The organism is Dysgonomonas sp. 521 (assembly GCF_010501055.1).
Classification (GTDB): domain Bacteria; phylum Bacteroidota; class Bacteroidia; order Bacteroidales; family Dysgonomonadaceae; genus Dysgonomonas.
The window spans coordinates 1-20,200 of record NZ_QVMO01000076.1 but is presented as its reverse complement, the minus strand read 5'-3'; the positions used below and the strand labels follow the sequence as shown (position 1 = coordinate 20,200).

The following is a 20,200-nucleotide window of genomic DNA, read 5'->3' as shown; positions in this document are numbered from 1 at the left end:
GCTTAAGAAAAAAACGGTAATTTTGTCAGACTAATTTGCACAGTGAGTGGGTGGGTATCACCGGAATCACTGGGTGGGTATCGCCGGAATATGCACCCTTCTTCTGTTGCACTCTGGAATAGTCTTTTGAGTTGTATATATATTTCGTGGCATCCGTCTAAATAGCTAGTTAATTGCTCTGGTGTTTTAGATGTCAGTTTCCTATCTGTATTTGATAAGTGAATAATCGAATTAACTCCATTACGGAAACGCCCTATTATTTGTATTGCTTCTGTTTCGGGGTCTATCATAGAGTGTTTAGCATAAAATAAATCTGATATGATTACAACAATAGGTTGTATATCCAAATCAATATCAACGGCAGAAAAGAAACGGCTAGTAAAGAAGTTGTATTGGAATAATTTAGTATTTCCTTTTTTATCTAATTCCAGATTAGAATAAGCATTAATACTCTTATCTATTTGCTTTAGTTTATCAACACTATCTTTAGAGCAAAAAACTTGCGATTGTTCTTTTAACCCGAACTTATCTATAATAGAATGTATTGTATCGGTTGAGTTTAAGAATATACACAATGGCTTATTATTATTTTGGCACATCTCCAATAGTTTACGAAAAACAGAAACGACATTGTTTGTAGTAACTAGCTGCATTTTCTTTTTATAATCAAATAGAGGTTTGATTTTTATTACTTCAAAATTCTGATTCTGGAAACGTGGGTCGCTGGGTAAGATAGGAGTTGCAGAAACAAAAGCCTTATTCTCAAACAGGAAAAAATCTTCAATCGGGAAAGCTATTGTACTTCTGTAACTTATATCTTTTATAATCTTATCGCACTCGTCAAACAGTAACATATAATCTTTATAATAGTCTATTTGTAAGGCGTTCATTGCCCTGATTACTTTAAAGAAACTTTCGGGGGTAGTCATTAGCTTTTTGAATTTTCCTTCTTTTAATGGTTGTAACAAATAATCAATTACATTATCAGTTGTTACGCCTTCATATACTCCGAATAAATCCCCTTTATGTTTTCTCTCTTTTCCTTTGATTACAGGAACATTAGGCTCAATAATAATAGAATGTCTTTTGGATTTAATTTCTAAAGTAGTAGCACCAAGTCCGGGTAAAGTTTTTGAAAGGATTGTATTTGTGGGTATCTCTTTTATCACATCTTCTAAAAATTGACCTTCATTTATTTCTAAATATTCTGTATTTAATTCATAATACATTTGGTCTTGAAAATCTATACCTAATTTTGAATTCATCATAATTTAAATGTTTTATAAGGCACATAAATAGCTTGATACATTATTATGTACCTTGATTATTTAATATGTTAATTGAAAGAAAGGGCAGGCGGGAATTGCCCGCCCTTAGATTGGAGATTAAGCGTTAAGGTGCGCTTTTAGTTCTGGATTACGGTAAGGCTTGTAAATAATAACCCCTTTGTTGTAGTAACTTGAAACTGTTTGCCCTGTGGTGGTATGGGTATTATTCATTGTCTTGCCTTGTGCCTTTTCTGCGAGATACAACTCAAATTCAAGATTCTTTACTTTATCATTGAAATCTTGTAGTCCATCTGCATTGATTCCCGAAATTGTACATTCACGCCCTGTTAAAGAAGTAATCACATAGTTAAGAATCTGGTCGTTTACATAGAGTGAGAAACTTTCTCTGTCTTCTCCTTTCTTCGTTGCGATTACCCACATATATGCTTCTCCTTTACTGTTTGTTTTCGGTTGAATCATAAAGTAATAACCCATTTTAATAAGCCTGTCGAACATTTCTAATGATGGTTGGTTACTCAATCTTTCTGATTCTTCAACGTTACTTAAATCAATGTTTAATTTGAAATTTAAACCCTCTGATACTGAAATTTGATTCTTTTCCATTTTTGTAATTCTTTTTAATTATTGATTTATTTTACTTTGTCAGTAAGTTGCGCAACCGTTTGACAATACAAATGTATGGAGAGGGCAAAGCATAGGAAAGGAGTAATTAAACCCAAAATTGAGGTCAATTACTCCTTTAAATATAAAATGCTGTAAATTATGCGATTATCCTATTTATTACAGATTGGATAGGTTATATTTTCTTAGTGGTTGGTTTAGTCTTTCAAGTTCGTTTTCTGGTTGTTTTTCCTTAATTTCTGAAAAGGTAGTGCGCCAAGGTAGATTCCATTTAGGAGTATAATTGCGTTTAATCATATCTTTTAAGTTATCCCTAATATCAATAACTGTAAATTCATTTTCTATATGTAAATAGTCTAGGTATTTAAGGATAAATTCGCAAATCTCATTACTTATTTTTACTTTGAAATCTTTGAATTGTAAATGGTGGTTGTATAATAGTTGATATGTTCCCCATATTATAATCATTGTATAAGGGTCTTTTGATTTTCTTCCTGCTTTTCCTTTAGGGGGTAACAGTTTGTTTATCTTTTCTAGTGTGAGGTCTGGAAAGCGGTTTTTAAAATATTCTTCCATATCATCCAGAAACCATGCTGCTGTATTTATATCTATTTTGTCCTGTTTGTAGGTAAGTGTTATTTTATCCCCTTTGTGTTTATACTTCTTTGATTCTAGTATTATCCTGTATAGAGATAGCATTTCTGGATAAATAGAATTATGAAGGACTGATTTATATTCTAAGTCAAATGCTTCTATAAGTATGGAGTTATTAAATAGGTTGTTTTTCTGTTTGTAATAGATGTAACCCATATAGTCTAAACAGAGATATACAAGATAGTCTTTTTTAATTCTTTCCTTATCTTCTCCTTCAAAATTAAAATATTGAGGGTGTTCGTCTGCTATGTCTTTATATGGATAATCAGAGTTTGTGAAAAACATCTGTTTTCTGATAGTCTGCTTTTGCTATTCCGTTTTCGATAGTTATATAATCTATTCCGCTATTTTCAACTATATGTTTGATTTCATCTATTAGCATTGAAGAATCAAAGTCATAATATTGCTGCAATAAGGGTTCTATTTCTTGTAGAAAAAAGGATTGGATATAAAATATTGATTCTTCTGACATAAGGATAAAGTTTTGACAAATGTAAAAAATAAGACCGCTTCGGATAAGAAACGGTCTATTCTATTTTAAATTATTTTCTTTCTATTAATGATTCATAGATAATAAAACGAATATATTCACTTGCTTCAATATCATTCTCTGTTAATAGATCCATCTTTTTAAATAAGCTTAAAAGCTGTATCATATTTGTAACTGTATGATTATCTAGCATTTTTTGAACATTATGTTTGTATTTTTTAAATCCTTCATTTCTTGCCGCATCAACCTTTTTTCTAACTAAATGAATTATTTGTAATGGATTAGTAATTTTTGCAATTTCACTAATCAAATTAAATAAGTCATCATGTATTTTTGCCGAATTCTCTATTTCAACCAATTTTTCTACAAACGTTTGAGGTGTTGTACTGTGTGCTATTGCTAAAATATTACTTTTTATTTTGGGTCTAGACCCTAATGGTTGAATAATAATTTCTTGAAGTTTTTTTTCTGAATCGACAAATTCTATATTACTTATAGCATCAAATTTTAATGCTTCTCGCTTTACTTCATCATTGGAAACTTCAATAATATTTTTTATATATCCAAGTCCTTTCAATTCTCTTTTATTGTCCTCTTCAACAAAAATCCGAATATATGATTCATTATATTCAATTCTATTTAAAGAATAGGTAACGCCTAACTCTTTCATTCTGGAATGAAGTGTTAATAAAGCAATTACAATTGTTACATTGTTATCATAATTATTATACCTGCTTAATGAAATAATAGCACGAACAAATAAATCATCATTATGAAGATCATGTAATATTCTATATTTACGATTTTCTTTTCCTTTTTCTTTTTGTTTTAGTAGTTCAAGATTGTATAATAAAATATCACTCAATTCATTTTTCATTAACTCACTAGCATATTTATCCATGCCATATAACCAAGAAAAGAAATCGCTTTTTGATGAATATTTGGTTTTTGCTTCCAAAGAAGTCATGCCTAATTCCGTAAAATACTCATTCTCTGAAAGATTATTAAATTGCAATATAAAATCTTCATCATTATGAACATCAATGTCATTCAATGAACTAATGAGGTCTTCTTTATAAAATCTTTCATTAATACCTTTTTGGATTTCTACTAACTTTCTAGCTCCAGTAATATTTATGAAATCCTTTTCTAGTTTATCTATCTTTAAGGCTTTTAATAAAGCTTTAATTAAATCATCTTCCCTATCCAATAGTTCTAGTAACTCTTGAACCGATAATCCATCATCATTTAATTGTGATTTTAAAACATGTTTAATACTAAAGTCAGCCATACCTTTAGGTTTTTTTTGTTAATTACTCATTTTAACAAAAATAATAATAAAAAGGAGAATATTATGCTATTCTCCTAAATAAATCATTGGGTTACAACAAATTCTTCATTGCTTCATCAATTTGGCTGTTTTCAAAGCTATCTAAATAAATTTGAGTAGTCTTTAAATCGCTATGTCCTAAAGTTTCTCCAATCAAAGCGATATTTACGCCAGAGTTCTTCAATACAGTTGCATAACTGTGTCTGCTAACATAGGTAGTGAGATTCACTTCAATGCTTGTTATCTGTGATATTTTCTTTAAATACCTATTCACTTTCAATATGACTTTCTTCTTCCTGTTATATTGCTGCATCTTAGTTTTATGTATGGTATGATTAAGAATAGGAAAGATATACTCATTGTTAGAATCAATATATTTCTTTATAATCTCTTTAGCTTCATCCGATATAGGTACATTTATTTTCCTATGTGTTTTTTGTCTTACATACATAAGCCTGTCATTTGTTATATTAGACTGTTTTAGATTAGCCATATCAGAGAAACTAATACCACCGCATAAGTAACTAAATACAAATAAATCCCTGCTTAACTGTACATATTCTTTCTCTTTAGATAGGTCAGTATTCATTATGACTTTTACATTATCCTTAGATATAGCCCTTTTCTCTGTTTTGATGCTGAATTTAGACACTTTAAAGTCATCGAAAGGGTATGTCTCTCTTTTAGCATGTTTTCTCTCAATGGCTTTGTTATATGTACTTCTCAATGTCCTAAAGTATAAGTTCATTGAGTTTTCCTTGCAGTCTTTTAGTCTAAGAAACTTCTCATAGCCTAATAGAAACTCCATATCAATATCAGAGAATGGTATATCCAATTTGTTCTTATAATATACTTCTAAAGACCTTAGAGAGTCTTTGTAAACTCTGGAATTGCCTATTTTACCTGCTAATTCCATTTCTTGCACTAATTCATTATAGAACTCCTGTACAGTTTTTAGCGTCTGTCTAACCTTTGGCTTTATAAGAGTAGATGCTGTAAATTCTTTTTCTTCCGCTTTTAGTTCTAGGATTTTCTTTTGATATTCAGACTTTTTATCTATGATTATCTTTTCAATGTAAACTCTATTAGGACAATTTGTTTTGGGTTGATTTTTATTGAAGTCCCAATAGTCTGGTTTTACTGATATGCCTAAACTTTTGTACTTAGTTTTTCTGTCCTTACAGATTCTAATCATTATAGGACTTTCTCCATTTGATAACTTTTTTCCTCTAAAACAAATTACATTTACTGTTGTACTCATGATTCTTTTGGTTGAATCATGGTTAAAACACTGGTTAAAACAAAATACTTAAAACCCTCTATTCAAGCCATTTTCATGGTTCAAACATTTTACTGAAAAATCAATATAATTTTCCTGTAATTTTAATATTGAAATGATAAACTTCTAATTTTCACGACTAAGGCAAGTTGCTCAAATCTGTTTTCTATAAAAGATCTCAAGAAAACACTATTTTTACCACTCTGATAAACAGCTATTTGCAAATTCTCTTTAAAAAATCTTCTCAAAGCTATTGCAGGATTGAAATCCTTATCCTATCTTTGCATCGCATTTGAGAGATAATGCAGCCTCAAAAATGGTGTGGTAGTTCAGCTGGTTAGAATACCTGCCTGTCACGCAGGGGGTCGCGGGTTCGAGTCCCGTCCATACCGCCCTAAGGCCTGATAATCACTTGATTGTCAGGCTTTTATTTTTCGCTGTATTGCGCTTGTGTTGCAAATTTGCTCTTGTCCCATTCCTTTCCCGTTATTGTGGAATACAGAAAAATATCCGAAATTATAAACAAAATAATTATTTTTGCAGAACGGACAGCTATTCTGTCTGTTGATTATATATGGGAATTTGGCTTATCGTTTTCATCCTTGCGGAAATTGTGTTATTTCTGCTATATATCTATTTTCTGAAAAAGCATCCGGTATTATATATGCCGTTTGATTATCAATATAGGGTACTAAAACGTGCGTATCGGGCATATAAATCTGTTAGAGAAGGAAAGAAACTATACAGCGTCTTCGCTGATGATTTTTTATTCGCCTACAAACGTTCCCTTGAGAGAAAGGCTAGTTCGGAAGAATTGACCGTTGCCAATCGTGTCTGTAATATCATCGAGAACCACAAGGAAAAGGTTGAACGGTATTTTTCCGGAAAGTTCAGTTATTCAGACTACTTGAACCTTAAAAGCGAATATGACTTGTTTCAGGCACAAGTTATAGAGGCACAAAACGAAGAAACTACTTCTGATAATCATGCCAAATCCAAGTTCTCTGTAACACTTCGTCAAAAGATTCTGTTATTTGAGAGTCTATTTCGTGTCTGTAAGGTGGATGCAAGCAATTCTGACAAAGCCCGTTTTATCCGCAATTTATTAGAAGTCGAACCTAATACTAAGGATATTGCCAATACAAATACCTATAAAATTTTGAAGACTAACAACAAGGAATTGCTCGTCAAAGGAGAAATCAAGGCACGAATCAAGGACTATACATATATTGTTGAGCAGTTAGAATATCTCGGATTAGAAAAGGAGAAGACGCTAATCCTCAATGAAATCAATGAATTAAGAAATTCTATAGAAGAATAATTTCAAAAACATCTTGATAATCTGATTTTTGGGGTGTCCTTTGGGGTACCCCATCGCTTTTTGCACTCGCTACATTCGCACCGTGAATTTGCCACAAGGCAAACATTAGTAATTAATCTCAAAAATGCGAATTATGCGAAAAGCGTTTAAAAAATTCTGGCTAAAATCAGAAAATGAGGAAGCTGTTGAGAACAGTATTCTCGAAGAACAAGCGTCGCCTGTTGATAAGGCGATAAGTAACCTAATCAAGATGAAAGAGGCAACCAAACTTCTAAAAGCCTCTGCGCCCACTGTCCGTAAATACGCCCGGCTCGGTTATTACAAAGAATACCGCTTTGGGGAGAAGCTGGTTTTCTATGATAAAGAGGAGATTTTAAACTTTATCCTAAATAGATGTAGAACGACAGAAGAATCTTGATCCCGATGAAAGAGAAAACAGATTCTTCTGTCCGTCAATCCAAAAATGAGCGGATTGAGGCATACTTGCAGGAGAAATACGATTTCCGTTTTAATGTGATAAAATCCAAACCGGAGTATCACACAAAGAATGACAATAATCCGTTTCAGCCTGTTACCAAGTTTGCCCTCAATTCTTTCAAACGACGGATTGATACAGAGCTGGGCATTTCTACATCGGCAGACAATATTCGAACTATCCTCGAAAGCGACTTTTCGCCAAAGGTGCATCCGGTAAAAGACTATTTTCGGCAATTGCCTCGTCTTCAACCTGAAGTGAATCAATACATCCTCCAATTAGCGCAGACCGTAACCACCGGCAATCCTGATAAATGGGACGAATATCTTACCAAATGGTTAATAGGCGTTGGTGCCAATGCGCTGGAAGATGTAGGTTGTCAGAATCATACTTGTTTGGTATTAACCGGAGAACAGGGACGGTTCAAGACAACATGGCTAGACCACCTTTGTCCGCAGTCGCTAAAAAGTTATCTGTTTACCGGAAAGATAGACCCGCAGAATAAAGATGTATTGACGATGATTGCCGAATACCTGTTTATCAATATCGATGACCAGTTAAAAGCCCTGAATAAGCGGGACGAAAACGAATTAAAGAATCTGATAACGACTCCGGCTGTTAAATATCGTCGTCCTTATGATGTGTATATTGAAGAATATCCACATTTAGCCAGCTTCATGGCATCGGTCAATGGTAATGATTTTCTGACTGATCCGACTGGCAGTCGTAGGTTCTTGCCGTTCGAGGTTATCAGTATCGACATCAAAACAGCGGAGCAAATCAATATGGATAATGTATTCTCCGAAGTGATGTGGCTTTTGGATAATGGCTATCGCTATTGGTTTGTCGAGGAAGAAATTACGGAGCTGCACAGGCTTAGCCAACAATTCCACGTACAGACTACCGAATATGAAATGCTACTGAAAGGATTCGAGAAGCCGGAAGCCGATGAAGAATGTTATATGACTACTTCGGAGGTATTAAGCTACTTACAGGCATACACTTTGGTAAAACTGTCCGAAAAGCGAATGGGCGAAGCTCTGCGTAAAGCTGAATTTGAACGGCTTTCCAAGCGATTGACGAAAGGAGGTAATCCGGTTCAATGCTACCGGATAAAGAAAATCAAGCCGAATCCATTCTTCGACCGTGATATATAGAAATATAGATATGGATTATTCTTCTTACTACCTTACTACAATCATATATAATCCAGTGAAAGAAAAAGGATTAAGTCGTAGTAAGAAGCAAAATCCGCATCTTACTCTCATCCTACTACCTTACTACAGAGTAGTAGTTACTACAAAACATAATCATACTACATAAAAACAATTGATTATCAGCTCAATACATAGATTTGTTTGTGTAGTAAGTAAAACAGCTAAAAAATAAGAAAATGAAAAATTCAAATTATATAAGTATAAAGCAATATCTTGAAAATAAAGGAATCAATCCGGTAAAAGACCGGGGATATTACGGAATGTATCTCTCCCCTTTGAGGAATGACAGCAATCCTAGTTTCAAAGTTGATTATGATAAAGATTTATGGTACGACTTCGGTACTAATGAGGGCGGTTCGATTGTTGACCTCGTGATGAAGTTGGAAAATTGTTCGCTGGCAGAAGCACTCCGACAATTGGAAAATTCTTTTTCCTTTCATCGGAATGACACTTTGCCTATTTTTCCTAAACTAGAAAGCCGAGAATCGGCACTAACCATTACGGATATAAAACCGCTTGCTCACCCTGCTTTGCTTGATTACCTGAAAGAACGGAGTATAAATGCCGACATAGCGAAACAGCATTGTTCGGAAATCCATTATTCCATTGCGGACAAACCTTATTTCGCAGTCGGCTTTCGGAACGATGCCGGAGGATGGGAGCTTCGGAACAGATATTTCAAAGGAAGTACTACTCCAAAGAATATAACAACCATAAACAACGGTAACAATGCAGTTATGCTATTCGAGGGCTTCATAGACTTTCTTTCTTGTCTTTCATTAAAACAGAACGCTTCGCCCACAATCGATTCGGCAATATTAAACTCAATCGCCAATCTTCCGAAAGCGATTCCATTTCTTCAAACCCATCAAACAATACACGCCTTTTTAGATAACGATGAAGGCGGAAAGCGGGCTGTTCAGAGTTTAAGCCCGGTCTGTAAAGAAGTAATCGACCAGTCTGTTTTCTATCGAGACCATAAAGACCTGAACGATTACTGGCGGGATAAATCCAACCTACAAAAACAACCTGAAAAGAATAGAGCCGCCGTCCTGATTAAGCGGCAAGTTCCAATGAACCGACACTGCGGAGCGAGCGCAGAGCAAACTCGTTTGACTCTGCCGAGCCGTGAGGAGGAAAAGCCTGTAAAGCTTAAAAAGAAAGGGCGCAGCTTATAAGCTAACCTAATGTGCGAAGTGCATTGCAAGACGTCAGTTTGTTACCACAAACTGCGCTTGCTGCCTGAACCGCTTTCGCTGGCGGGGAAACTGCAATCGCTTCGCTCTCGACAGTTTTTTGAACTAAATAATGAAGAGAAGAAATGAAAAATACCTATATAAAGTTCCGTTGTACGGAATCAGAGAAAGAGAGAATCGAGGGCATGGCTGAAAGGTCAGGAGTAACCCTTTCCGAGTATTGCCGGCAACAATGTCTAACTGGCCGGATACTTGCCAGCCCGAAGCTAAGCCCGGAAGAGATTTCATACTTCCGGGAACTGAAAGAACATAATAATGCCATTGCCCGGCTCGCCAATCTTATACGGAACAAAGATCCGCAATTAGTAATCGCTATTGCAGAATATCTGGAACAATCCCGACAGTTGTATAACCGATTCTTTTAAGCATATGATTGGGAAAGGAAAAGCAATAGCACACGGAGGTAATGCGATTGACTACGCCTTGCGTGAGGGCAAACTGGATAAGATAGTTGGCAGGAATATGATTGAGAGTGATGCACCTGCCGATATTCTCCGGGAGTTTGAAATGGTTAATCAGCACAACTACCGATGCAAAAACAAGTATATGCGATATGAGATAGGTATATCTCCACAGGATATAGATAAACTAAAGTCGGGAGATATGATGAAAATTGCCCGGACATTTGCTAATAAAATGGGATTGCAGAATCATCAGTGGATAGCTTGTACGCATAAAGATACAGGGAAACCACATATCCACTTGATTGCTAACCGGATCGGAGTTGACGGCAAAGTATTCGATACAACCTTTATGAGCAACCGTTCGGCAAAGATAGCGGAAGAGATAAGCCGTGATATGGGATTAACGATTGCCAAAGATGTTCATAAGCAAAAAGAGCATCAGGAAGCTTATACAGACCCGGTACGCCAACAAGCAAAGGATAAACTCCAGCAGATTGCTTATTATGAACTGTTCAAAAATACCAGTTTAGAAGGCTTCTTGTATGGATTAGAGAAAGAGGGTGTCGGGATTGAGCCTGCAAAGAATAAACAAGGTAAAACCTATGGAATCCGATTCACTTACGAGGGGCAAACATTCAAAGCTTCGGAGATCGGACGGGAGTTCGGATTCCGATCGCTTGCGGGGAATTTTTCTTCTTCTTCACTAAAAGAGAATCCTTTACAACAGGTTCAACAGAACCATAATCAAGATACGAACAATCAACAATCCTATTCAGGAGGAAGTTCCGGTATAGCTTCGCTATTGGCGGACTTGTTTACTCCCAATAGGCACAATCCTGAAGAAGAAGACAATACATTGAAACATAAAAAGAAGAAACCAAAAAAACGATATTATGGACGACAACAATAGGAACTCCAAACGTAGAAATAAGTTTGCAGGGAAAGAAAATATTTCCCGTGAGACAGTAGATAGTATTCTGTCAGGGCAAATTGATCAGCTTCGAGAAATATCCCGTGTAAATGAAGGAACAGCAAGCAAAATACAAAAGAGCGTGAATACCCTTTATGAAAAACGAATTAGCATTGATACAACTAAGTTTGAGCAATTAAACCGGAGTTTTATCTATGAAATGGAAAGTAAGCTCCGAAAGGTAAAACAACCATCCAAAGGCTTGAAGTGGTATATTGCGATGTGGATAATCACTTTGGTTTCGGCTTTTCTTTCCGGGTATTTCATTCATGAATATAGAGAATGGAAAGAGAAAGCGGTGTATTGGTTTCAGATGTATGAGAAAAAACAATAGGGCGAGAATAAATAAAACCACCTTCATTAGGTGGTTTTATTATATTAGATATAATTCTATTATCTCTGTAAATACTCATTTTTAAGCATCGAATAGTATAAACGATCTACATATTTCCCTTCCATGAAAAAGAAATCACGCAAAGTTCCTTCGTATGTAAAATTGCACTTACGAATAACCCCTTGTGATGCTATATTCCCCTCCTTATGGCAAACCTGGACTTTATGGAAATTGACCTCATTGAAACAAAAACCCAAAATTGCTTTTACCGCTTCGGTTGCATAACCTTTTCTATGGAATTGTTTCCCTAAAGCATATTCTATTTCACAAAAATGGTTCTTGTCATTTACTAGAAAAATAGCAATTTGTCCAATGCAAATGCCTGATTTTTTCTCAACAATAGCCCAACGATAGTAATCGGGATGTTCATAAGAAGAAATATACTGTTCTAAAACGAAATTTCAGTTTATTACTGCAAATCATTAGTGTCCCGTTAGAATCAGGACACTAATGATGTTCACTATAGAGTTTCTTTCGAGTGGATGTGGAGAAAGTATCAAAGTTCCTTTGGATATCAACGTGCATCTTGTCGCCTTGAAAATCAAACACCAAGTTGACCGCACTCATCCAATTGACAAAATGGAGCTGGACTTCCAACTGATTACGACTGATCCATGCGTAAGCACTACCTACCAGAAATGGAGTGGGCACATTGCTGAAACTGCCCAGCGTAGATCGACGAGCATTCGGAGGATAAAAACAGATGGGAGAGGTTTCCCATTTCTGATAACCTAAAGCAATTTTAGTCTCTTTCCCCTCTGTACCGGTTATATAAAAGGATAATCCTTTCTTGGCAGATTCAAGACGTAGAGAAGCCCATCCTAATGTATTATCCTCCAGATTGAAGTCCATTGACTGTATTTTCTTCATCATGGAAGAATACGCCTTCCCTTTTGGTAGTGCATGCGAATATTTCCGCCATCTCTTTTCCCATTTGTTTGAAAGGTTTTCTGTAATAGGCGTTTCAGAGACGTGAGGCATAAGTATGTCCCATATATAGCCCTGTTCTTTTCCACCGTTGCCTGTCAGACATTGAGTGACGGTGATGACCATTGCTTTATCCGGAATAACAATGATATATTGTCCATACGCCCCATCTGCACGCGATGCGCCAGGATAAGCACACATCCACATTTGGTATCCGTAATCGTCGCCATTGGGCACATCTACTTGTCGAGCTGTCATCTCTTCAACCCATGCCGCTGGTAGCAACTGCATTCCATTCCACTCCCCTTTGTTCAGCAACAACTGCCCGAATTTGGCCAACGACTCGGGCTGCAAGTACAAGCCCCAACCTCCCGAATTAATGCCTTCAGGACTTTCTTCCCAATAAGCCTCAGTAATACCTAAGGGTTGGAAAAGGTGCTGTCGCAGGTAGTCCATCATTTTCATTCCTGTGACTCGTTGAATGATGGCCGAAAGCAAATACGTGTTGATAGAGTCGTATGCGAAACGTTTCCCTGGTTCAGCCACCATAGGATGATGCAAATACCACTCTATCCAATGGGTAGCAAATGTGCGCATCTTCGTATCTAGCTCAAACCCGGAAGTCATCGTCAGCAGATCTCTGACTGTAATATCGGCTAACCATGCAGATATGGAGTCGGGCAAAAATTCAGGGAAGAAGGCAGCAAGTCGGTCGTCAAGCCTTAAACGGTTTTCCATGATGGCAATACCTACCGCAGCAGCAGTAAACGTCTTCGAACAAGAAAACAACTGATGGCCATATTCTGCCTTAAAAGGTGCCGGATACATTTCTGCGATGACTTTCCCATGTCTCAGTACCATCACGCTGTGAATCTCCGTATCAGGGAAAGCCATCAGCGAATCGAACAAAGCGGTTATCTTATCCGAAGGGACTCCTTGTGATTCGGGTGTGCACCGTTCCAGAACATTTACTTGACCATACATCTGCATCACCGCATATATGCTGGTCAAAAAGATTAAAAGAATACGTTTCATAATAATTATTCATTTTCTTGTCTGACAATTCGGTAGCTTGTACCCAAAGCAGGGTCGCCTCCCGTGTATTTCACCCATCCCGGATATTCGGCCATAGGCATCTGTCCCTGGGTTTTCAGCATGGTTGCATAAAGGATTTCTTGCGGATATTGACCCGTGCTGCACCATCTGTCAAGCCAATCAAGATAGTCCATTTTCACGCCTCGTCCGTGGGTTGCATCCGGCATGATGTAGAATTTGCAGAAAGCATCGGTCTTCTCTTGCCCATATTTATCCACATAACCTTTGTATTGCTCTATCAATTGCCAAGGGCTCATCGACATGTCCATCCATCCGGAAAACAAAATAAGCTTTCCGCCGTGAGCGATAAAATCATCGAAATCGGGACTGTTGGCATCATAGCGTGCTGAAGCGTCCATCAGCATACGGTACAATTTCTCGTCAGGATGGAAATAGTCATGTGCTATAAGTTTCCAGGTAGGGTCTTTGGCGAAGAAATATTTGAAGATGCCGTCGGCTCTGTCTCCGTGATGCACGTTGTATCGGGTGTCAAGCGGTTCGCGCGGCACCTCACTCGGACCTAAATCCATCATACCACCTTCCAGAGCCGAACAGCCCTTGTAGGTTTTCATTCCGTTTTTCATGGCATAATCCAAACTGAAGCCATTGGCATAAATGTCTATCGTGGCCATTTGGGCATCTGTGAGGTGGTATTTGTTTCTGATGATATTCAGGAAGTTGTCTCGGTTACGCTTGGCTGCGAATATGTTGCAGACCATTCCGTCTTCTATTCCATCCCATTTGTCGTATAGCGAGAGTGCATCTTGTTGTATGCCCCTTACGGTTTCTTCGTCAATATATCCGTCAGAATGTGGATAAGAGTCAGGATCATAGCTTTTGTAAACAGCTTGTGAGAGGATAGCTCCCCACAGTCGGGCCAGTACATAGTTGGAAGCCGGTTGCGCGCAGAATATGCCGTCGTAGTACTTGCCGTAAGTGGTGGCGCATTCTAAAGCTTCGCGTCCTCCCGTAGAGCAACCTGCAAAATAATTGAACACAGGTTCTTGCCCATAAAAATGGTTCACCACATAGCGCATCGCGTCATGAGCCTTGATCAGATGTAGCCGGATATAATTGTTCAAAGACTCCTCGTTGGAGGCAAACGAAGCATCCATGCCGCTGTCTGACTGATGTCCCGAATCATCTCCATAGACCACATAGCCGGCATCGATGGGTATCACGCTACCGAATGCCGATGCGCCAAGCACGTTAGGGATAGAACCATTGTTGGCTCCTCCTCCAAGTTGCAGACTCCTTCCGTTCCACAGCATTGGCAACAGCATCTCCCACTCGATGTTTGGGGCATCGGGATCAACAGGACGGATGATGCCTATCACATCTACGTAAAAAGTACCTGCATCTGTTTTCTTTGTTTCAACCGAAACTACGACTCCGCCATTACAGGTTTCCTTAAAGAACTGTGAGGGAATGACCAAACCGTTTAAGTCCGCTGCTTTTTTCCTGGGCTCAATGACTGTTTGCGAAGCCGGTTTACAACGTACTGCAGGTTGGGCTTGAGGAAAAGCCTCTTGACTATGAAATCCCACAAAGGCAAGGTAAACCGTTAGGATAAATCTCTTGATATCTACGTTAATTAATTTCTTTTTCATTCTAAAATACTCATTAGTGTCCCGTTAAATTTGGGACGAGTTAAATATTAATCAAATAGCCCCGGAATGAGGGGAGAATCGAGTTCTTTGACATCGTTGAATTTAGTCTTATCGAACAAGTCTGTCAGCTGCGTTTTGTCCGTAAGTGATATGCTTAGGATAAAACTTGTTTGAGCGACCTCTTTAACAAAACTAATTTCAAAAATATCAAAGAACGAAGCGGTTCAAGTGAACCAAATTTATTTAATTTTTAATCGTCCATTTTTTAGTGGACAGTAATGGTATATTCCAATTAATTACTATTGATTATTTTGCATTTAACAAACTATTCTCCAATTTCCTTTTTGATAAAATTCTCCAAGACTTTCTTATCGGGTAACTGTACTAAGTATTTGGAAACAAATAGTTGATTGTCCATACCGGAAGTGGCATATTTCGCCAAAGCCTCGCCTTTGCTTCCGCAAAGGATAAGTCCGATAGGGGGATTATCTCCGTCCGACATTTCATTGTCTTTATAATAATTCAGATAGACATTCATTTGCCCAGCATCGGCATGGTCAAACTTGCCAATTTTCAAATCAATCAGAATGTGGCTTTTCAGAATACGATGATAGAAAACCAAGTCGATACGGTAGTGAGTGTTGTCAAATGTGATTCGTTTCTGGCGCGCTTCGAAACAAAATCCGGTACCGAGTTCTATCAGGAATTTTTGTAAATGATCTAAGATAGCTTGTTCCAATTCTGATTCGCTATATTCCGAACGTTCTTCCAATCCAAGAAATTCCAAGAAGTACGGATCGCGAATAACATCTATGCTTTGAGCCGGTTTTTGATTCTTGAATTTACTAATAATAGTTTCTTTGTTTTTAGACAAGCCAGTTCGGACATATAAAGCTGTATTGATGGCACGTTCCAATTCTCTAACATTCCAATTGTTTTTTATTGTTTCCACTTCATAGAATAGTCGTTCAAGAGGGTCATCAAACCTAATCAGTTCTATAAAATGGGTAAAACTCAATTGAGACAGAAGCGTTTCGGGAGAAATTGGATACTCATCTTGTAATTCGGCGGTCATTGACCCCCGAATTGGAATTGGCAAGCGTTCTTGTAATTCGGGGGTTATTGAACCCCGAATTTGAGGATATGTATTATAAAATGTACGACAAGAACGTAAGGATCTGACATCCAATCCTTTTATTCCTTTTGCTTTTATCTTCTTCGCCATTTCTTCGAGCAGACGAGTCCCATATTGCGCCCGGTCTTCCCCATTTTGTTCAAACTCAACAATATAACAGCCAACCAGCCAGTTCCGGATAGTTAGATTGAGATTAACTACTTTCTTGGCGTTTAATTGTAATTGACAATGTGTTTGATAAACATTATCAATTAGTTGGTCGAAACTTTGATGTTTTACTATCATTGAATTTTGAATTATGGGACAAAGGTAATGAATTCATGTGGATTACGATTGCTTATTCAGGCTGTTTCTCAATGCTTTCAATCTGTTTGCCGCTTGCATATTGTCTACCTTAATATATCGCATAAATGCTGCTGGGCTTTTATGCCCGGATATTCGCATAAGTTCCTCGGCTGGAAAACCGGAGAGATACATATTGGTACAGAATGACCTCCGGCAAGTATGCGAAGACATCATTTCCCATTTCTCATGAACCTCTTTGACACGGAGATTCCCTTTCTTGCGAACAATCTCTACCTTTTGTTTTAGTTTGGCTTTCTTACCAAGTTCTTTCAGGCGTTCGTTAAACTTATAGCTGGGTATTTTTGGCAGGTCATAATCATATTTTTCCAAAATCTCTGGCACATAGTCAATCATCGGAATAATAACCGCTTTGTGAACTTTACGTTGTTTTAGGTTGATAGTTTCGTTGGCAACATCAATATGTTCCGGACTAAGTGTGGATAGGTCACTGTATCGCAATCCAGTGAAACACCCTACGATAAATACATCTCGAATCTCTTCCAATTCTTTGTCGTCCGAAAGACTGAGCTTATAAATCTCAGCAAGTTCATTCTCGTTTAAGTAAATAGCATCGGTTTCTTCTTCAACGACCTTGAAATGAGTAAGGTCAACTGCAGGGATAGTCCCTTTGGCTATTTGGTAATTAACGAATCCCTTCAATAGCCGGATAACCTTTCCAGCAGAGTTTGTCAGTAAGCCAATTGTTCCGTCTGGCTTCTCCGCCTTGTAGAAAAGATAATCCATAAATTCATTATAGAATTTCAGATTGAGATTTCGGAACGTAATAGGTTGTGATGAATGTTCCTTGAAATTGGTCAGATGCTTTTTTAAGGATTTATAGTCTTTTATCTGGTCGGCAGAAACCTTGCCTTTTTTCTCTTCAATGTAAAGTTCCAATGTTTCGAACATGTTTACCCGATTAGAGCGTTGTTCGTACTCTCGGTTCTTTTCCAGTTCAAGCAACACAAAATCCACAATAGGGTCTATACCGTTGTCTTTAGCGTAGGTTAATATCTCACCCAGCTTCGATGTGATTTTCGTCAAAGCAGAATCGATCTCTTCAAATTCAGGACAAGCACGTTTTATCCAACGCTTTTTATCATCCCAATGGTCGGGCTTGATATTATATCCGGTAGATATAAGTGTACGCTTTGTGCGATTGTAATTGTAGCGCACATACAAAGGAGTCTTTCCGTCTCCGGAGACATAATTTGGTTTGATGTAGGGATAATATAAATTTGCCATACCGCTAAATTTATTGTGTTGCATTTGTGTTGCAAATCTATAAAAACTATTCGAAATAAGCAAAAAATATTAGAAGCTAAAATGTTTATAATGCTGATATTCAGCAACTATTAGAAAGTATTGAAAACTATTAGAAAACAAATAGAGTCCCGTCCATACCGCCAAAAGCCTACGACAAGAGGCGACAAAAATAGGTTAAGCCCTACAATATCAATGTATTGTAGGGTTTTTCTTTTTGTGTACTAAGACAAGATAGGACACGATTTGGACACTAAAAGACAAAAGTAATCCCCCAAAGTGTTCACCCTACGAACAAAAGTGTTCACCCTTTATTTTTTTTGCTAATAAGTTGTTATTCAACAGATAGTGTTTGAGGTCGAGAAACTGAAATACATATCAGTTCACGGTGAACACAATTTGGCATCGCCCCGTCCTTTATAGGCATCACATAATTTACTCACAAGCGGCAAGCTGTGGATAATTTTGTCCAATTTTAAAAATGAGTAATTATGAAGAGTACATTTAGTGTTATTTTTTATGTCCGTAGAGACAAAATGAAGAGTGATGGCACCCTCCCTATTTTTTGTGGATTAACGATTAATAAGAAAAGGGTAAGTTTCAACATTAAAACAAGTGTAACACCCAACATTTGGGATGCAAGCACGAGTAGAGCCTCCGGCAAATCAAAACAAGCCACTGATATTAATCGGATTATTGACAAATATGTCATGCTGCTCCATGAGAAACATGATGAAATTTTTGATCGAAACGGGATTGTAGATGCTGAAGAATTAAAGAATTCTATTTTAGGAAATTCAACTTCTACAAATGGTGTTCCCATTTATCTATTACAGGTTTATAAGCAACACAATGATGAGATGGAAAAACTGGTTGGGACAAAGTATTCCCCGGCCATTTTACAGAAATATAAATGTGTCTATAAAAAGATTCAGGATTTTCTTTCTTTGAAATATAACAAGTCTGATATTAAATTGAAGGAAATTCGTCATAGCTTCCTAACCGATTTCGAAACATATCTAAGAGTCGAAGGTAAGTGTCAAACAAATACTGTTGGCCGCAATATGAGACTCTTGAAGAAGATAATCAATATAGCCAAAAACAATGGCTGGATATTAGTCGATCCTTATGCAAACTACAAAATTCACTTTGAGAAAACAGATAGAGGTTTTCTAAAAGAAGAAGAATTGAAAGCAATTATTGATAAGGAATTCTCTATAGAACGATTAAGGCATGTTCGTGACGTATTTGTTTTTGCCGCGTTCACGGGATTGGCTTATTCCGACATTCACGAACTGACATATGAGGATATAAAGACAAATTTCGATAATCGTCTGTGGATTATGAAAAAGCGAATAAAGACCGGAACAGATATTACAGTTCCTCTTATGGATATTCCTTTATCTATAATAGAACGATATAGAGGTAAGCAGAAGAACGGGAAAGTTTTGCCCACAATGTGTAATCAGAAGATGAATAGTTACTTGAAAGAAATAGCAGATGTGTGCGGAATTGAGAAAAATTTAACATTTCATGTAGCAAGACATACAAAATCTACTTTATGGCTGAGAATAAGCGAGTTACAAGGCTGTTTTTTTTGATAGGTAACGATTTAGAAACCAGCGAACCTCTGCGATTTGCGCCATTTTGCATAAAGACAAAGAACGACTCTCATTTACAAAGTTACATAAAATTATTCTGTCGAAGAAAACTATAGGCTTCTTTCTTCCATATTGTATCTTCCGACATAGGAAACTTTTTCCAGCACAAAAAATAAGATGTGCATAGGTTATGCAAGTTTTCTACCGAAAATATTTGAAAAATATTTTTGAGAGAACCGAAGGCTTGAACTTGCTTAACCGTCAAATGCGCATCTTTAACTTGTGCAGGAAAAACTTCCTAAACAAAAACCCACAGCGTAAAGCTGCGGGCTTATCTATTTACTAATATATGAAATTTAAACTAATTCAGGTTCATCCGACGGTCTACCTTTTCTTTTCATGAATTGTTCGACTTCTGAAGCTTTATAACAATAGTTCGTTATAAAAACAGCTTTTTTAAGCGGCAATAGTCCCATATTGTTTTAGTTCATTAATTATCCGCTTATTTTTTTTAGAGTTTGGGT

19 protein-coding genes, 1 tRNA gene and 1 pseudogene are annotated in these 20,200 nt (G+C 37.0%); 9 read left to right on the top strand and 12 right to left on the bottom strand.

Annotated features, from left to right (window positions below; all coding sequences use genetic code 11):
• Positions 1–2 precede the first annotated feature (2 nt).
• From D0T84_RS17570 to D0T84_RS17545, 6 genes are all read right to left on the bottom strand, one after another.
• Entirely contained in the window at positions 3–1,268 is a 1,266-nt protein-coding gene (locus D0T84_RS17570; protein WP_163309165.1) for a DEAD/DEAH box helicase family protein, read from the bottom strand.
• A gap of 117 nt (positions 1,269–1,385) precedes the next feature.
• Positions 1,386–1,748: a hypothetical protein gene (locus D0T84_RS17565; protein WP_163309164.1), complete on the bottom strand. Its 363-nt coding sequence runs from the start codon at positions 1,746–1,748 to the stop codon at positions 1,386–1,388.
• A 321-nt stretch (positions 1,749–2,069) separates the two neighbouring features.
• Positions 2,070–2,849, bottom strand: a complete 780-nt coding sequence (locus D0T84_RS17560) for a hypothetical protein (RefSeq protein WP_163309163.1) — start codon at positions 2,847–2,849, stop codon at positions 2,070–2,072.
• Complete coding sequence (locus D0T84_RS17555) at positions 2,830–3,036, bottom strand: hypothetical protein (protein ID WP_163309162.1); 207 nt, start codon at positions 3,034–3,036, stop codon at positions 2,830–2,832. The genes D0T84_RS17560 and D0T84_RS17555 overlap by 20 nt, the downstream gene beginning before the upstream one ends.
• 70 nt (positions 3,037–3,106) lie before the next feature.
• Positions 3,107–4,345: a hypothetical protein gene (locus D0T84_RS17550; protein ID WP_163309161.1), complete on the bottom strand. Its 1,239-nt coding sequence runs from the start codon at positions 4,343–4,345 to the stop codon at positions 3,107–3,109.
• A gap of 91 nt (positions 4,346–4,436) precedes the next feature.
• On the bottom strand, positions 4,437–5,645 hold the full coding sequence (locus D0T84_RS17545; RefSeq protein ID WP_163309160.1) for a site-specific integrase: 1,209 nt from the start codon (positions 5,643–5,645) through the stop codon (positions 4,437–4,439).
• Positions 5,646–5,981: 336 nt separating this feature from the next.
• On the opposite strand from D0T84_RS17545, the gene D0T84_RS17540 reads away from it, so the two are divergent.
• The 8 genes from D0T84_RS17540 (at position 5,982) to D0T84_RS17505 (ending at position 11,640) form a co-directional block, all read left to right on the top strand.
• A tRNA-Asp gene (locus D0T84_RS17540) sits at positions 5,982–6,055 on the top strand.
• 182 nt (positions 6,056–6,237) lie between these two features.
• Entirely contained in the window at positions 6,238–6,984 is a 747-nt protein-coding gene (locus D0T84_RS17535; protein WP_163309159.1) for a hypothetical protein, read from the top strand.
• Between the two features lie 133 nt (positions 6,985–7,117).
• The gene (locus D0T84_RS17530; RefSeq protein WP_163309158.1) at positions 7,118–7,402 is read left to right on the top strand and encodes a hypothetical protein; all 285 of its coding nucleotides are present in this window, start codon (positions 7,118–7,120) and stop codon (positions 7,400–7,402) included.
• A gap of 5 nt (positions 7,403–7,407) precedes the next feature.
• Positions 7,408–8,616, top strand: coding sequence for a VapE domain-containing protein (locus D0T84_RS17525; protein ID WP_163309157.1), 1,209 nt, complete (start codon positions 7,408–7,410; stop codon positions 8,614–8,616).
• A gap of 236 nt (positions 8,617–8,852) precedes the next feature.
• Positions 8,853–9,854 (top strand): toprim domain-containing protein, encoded by a 1,002-nt coding sequence (locus D0T84_RS17520; RefSeq protein ID WP_255495449.1) that lies wholly within the window; start codon positions 8,853–8,855, stop codon positions 9,852–9,854.
• A gap of 143 nt (positions 9,855–9,997) precedes the next feature.
• A complete protein-coding gene (locus tag D0T84_RS17515; protein ID WP_163309156.1) occupies positions 9,998–10,297 on the top strand; it encodes a hypothetical protein in 300 nt (99 codons plus the stop codon).
• Between the two features lie 4 nt (positions 10,298–10,301).
• Positions 10,302–11,246, top strand: a complete 945-nt coding sequence (locus tag D0T84_RS17510; RefSeq protein WP_163309155.1) for a relaxase/mobilization nuclease domain-containing protein — start codon at positions 10,302–10,304, stop codon at positions 11,244–11,246.
• Positions 11,230–11,640: a hypothetical protein gene (locus tag D0T84_RS17505; RefSeq protein ID WP_163309154.1), complete on the top strand. Its 411-nt coding sequence runs from the start codon at positions 11,230–11,232 to the stop codon at positions 11,638–11,640. Before D0T84_RS17510 ends, D0T84_RS17505 begins: the two co-directional genes overlap by 17 nt.
• 59 nt (positions 11,641–11,699) lie before the next feature.
• Here D0T84_RS17505 and D0T84_RS23335 read toward each other — a convergent pair whose 3' ends face one another.
• The 6 genes and pseudogenes from D0T84_RS23335 to D0T84_RS17475 form a co-directional block, all read right to left on the bottom strand.
• A complete protein-coding gene (locus tag D0T84_RS23335; protein WP_163309166.1) occupies positions 11,700–12,080 on the bottom strand; it encodes a GNAT family N-acetyltransferase in 381 nt (126 codons plus the stop codon).
• Between the two features lie 67 nt (positions 12,081–12,147).
• Positions 12,148–13,611 carry a serine hydrolase gene (locus D0T84_RS17495; RefSeq protein WP_255495448.1) on the bottom strand — a complete coding sequence of 488 codons (1,464 nt, stop codon included), beginning with the start codon at positions 13,609–13,611 and terminating at the stop codon, positions 12,148–12,150.
• Between the two features lie 56 nt (positions 13,612–13,667).
• On the bottom strand, positions 13,668–15,332 hold the full coding sequence (locus D0T84_RS17490) for a tannase/feruloyl esterase family alpha/beta hydrolase (protein WP_163309152.1): 1,665 nt from the start codon (positions 15,330–15,332) through the stop codon (positions 13,668–13,670).
• A gap of 47 nt (positions 15,333–15,379) precedes the next feature.
• A pseudogene (locus D0T84_RS17485) lies at positions 15,380–15,493 on the bottom strand (IS4 family transposase); the annotation flags it as partial.
• Positions 15,494–15,657: 164 nt separating this feature from the next.
• The gene (locus D0T84_RS17480) at positions 15,658–16,752 is read right to left on the bottom strand and encodes a YhcG family protein (protein WP_163309151.1); all 1,095 of its coding nucleotides are present in this window, start codon (positions 16,750–16,752) and stop codon (positions 15,658–15,660) included.
• A gap of 42 nt (positions 16,753–16,794) precedes the next feature.
• Positions 16,795–18,057: a site-specific integrase gene (locus tag D0T84_RS17475; RefSeq protein WP_255495447.1), complete on the bottom strand. Its 1,263-nt coding sequence runs from the start codon at positions 18,055–18,057 to the stop codon at positions 16,795–16,797.
• 509 nt (positions 18,058–18,566) lie between these two features.
• Here D0T84_RS17475 and D0T84_RS17470 point away from each other — a divergent pair.
• Positions 18,567–19,676 (top strand): site-specific integrase, encoded by a 1,110-nt coding sequence (locus D0T84_RS17470; RefSeq protein WP_163309149.1) that lies wholly within the window; start codon positions 18,567–18,569, stop codon positions 19,674–19,676.
• Positions 19,677–20,200: the final 524 nt, after the last annotated feature.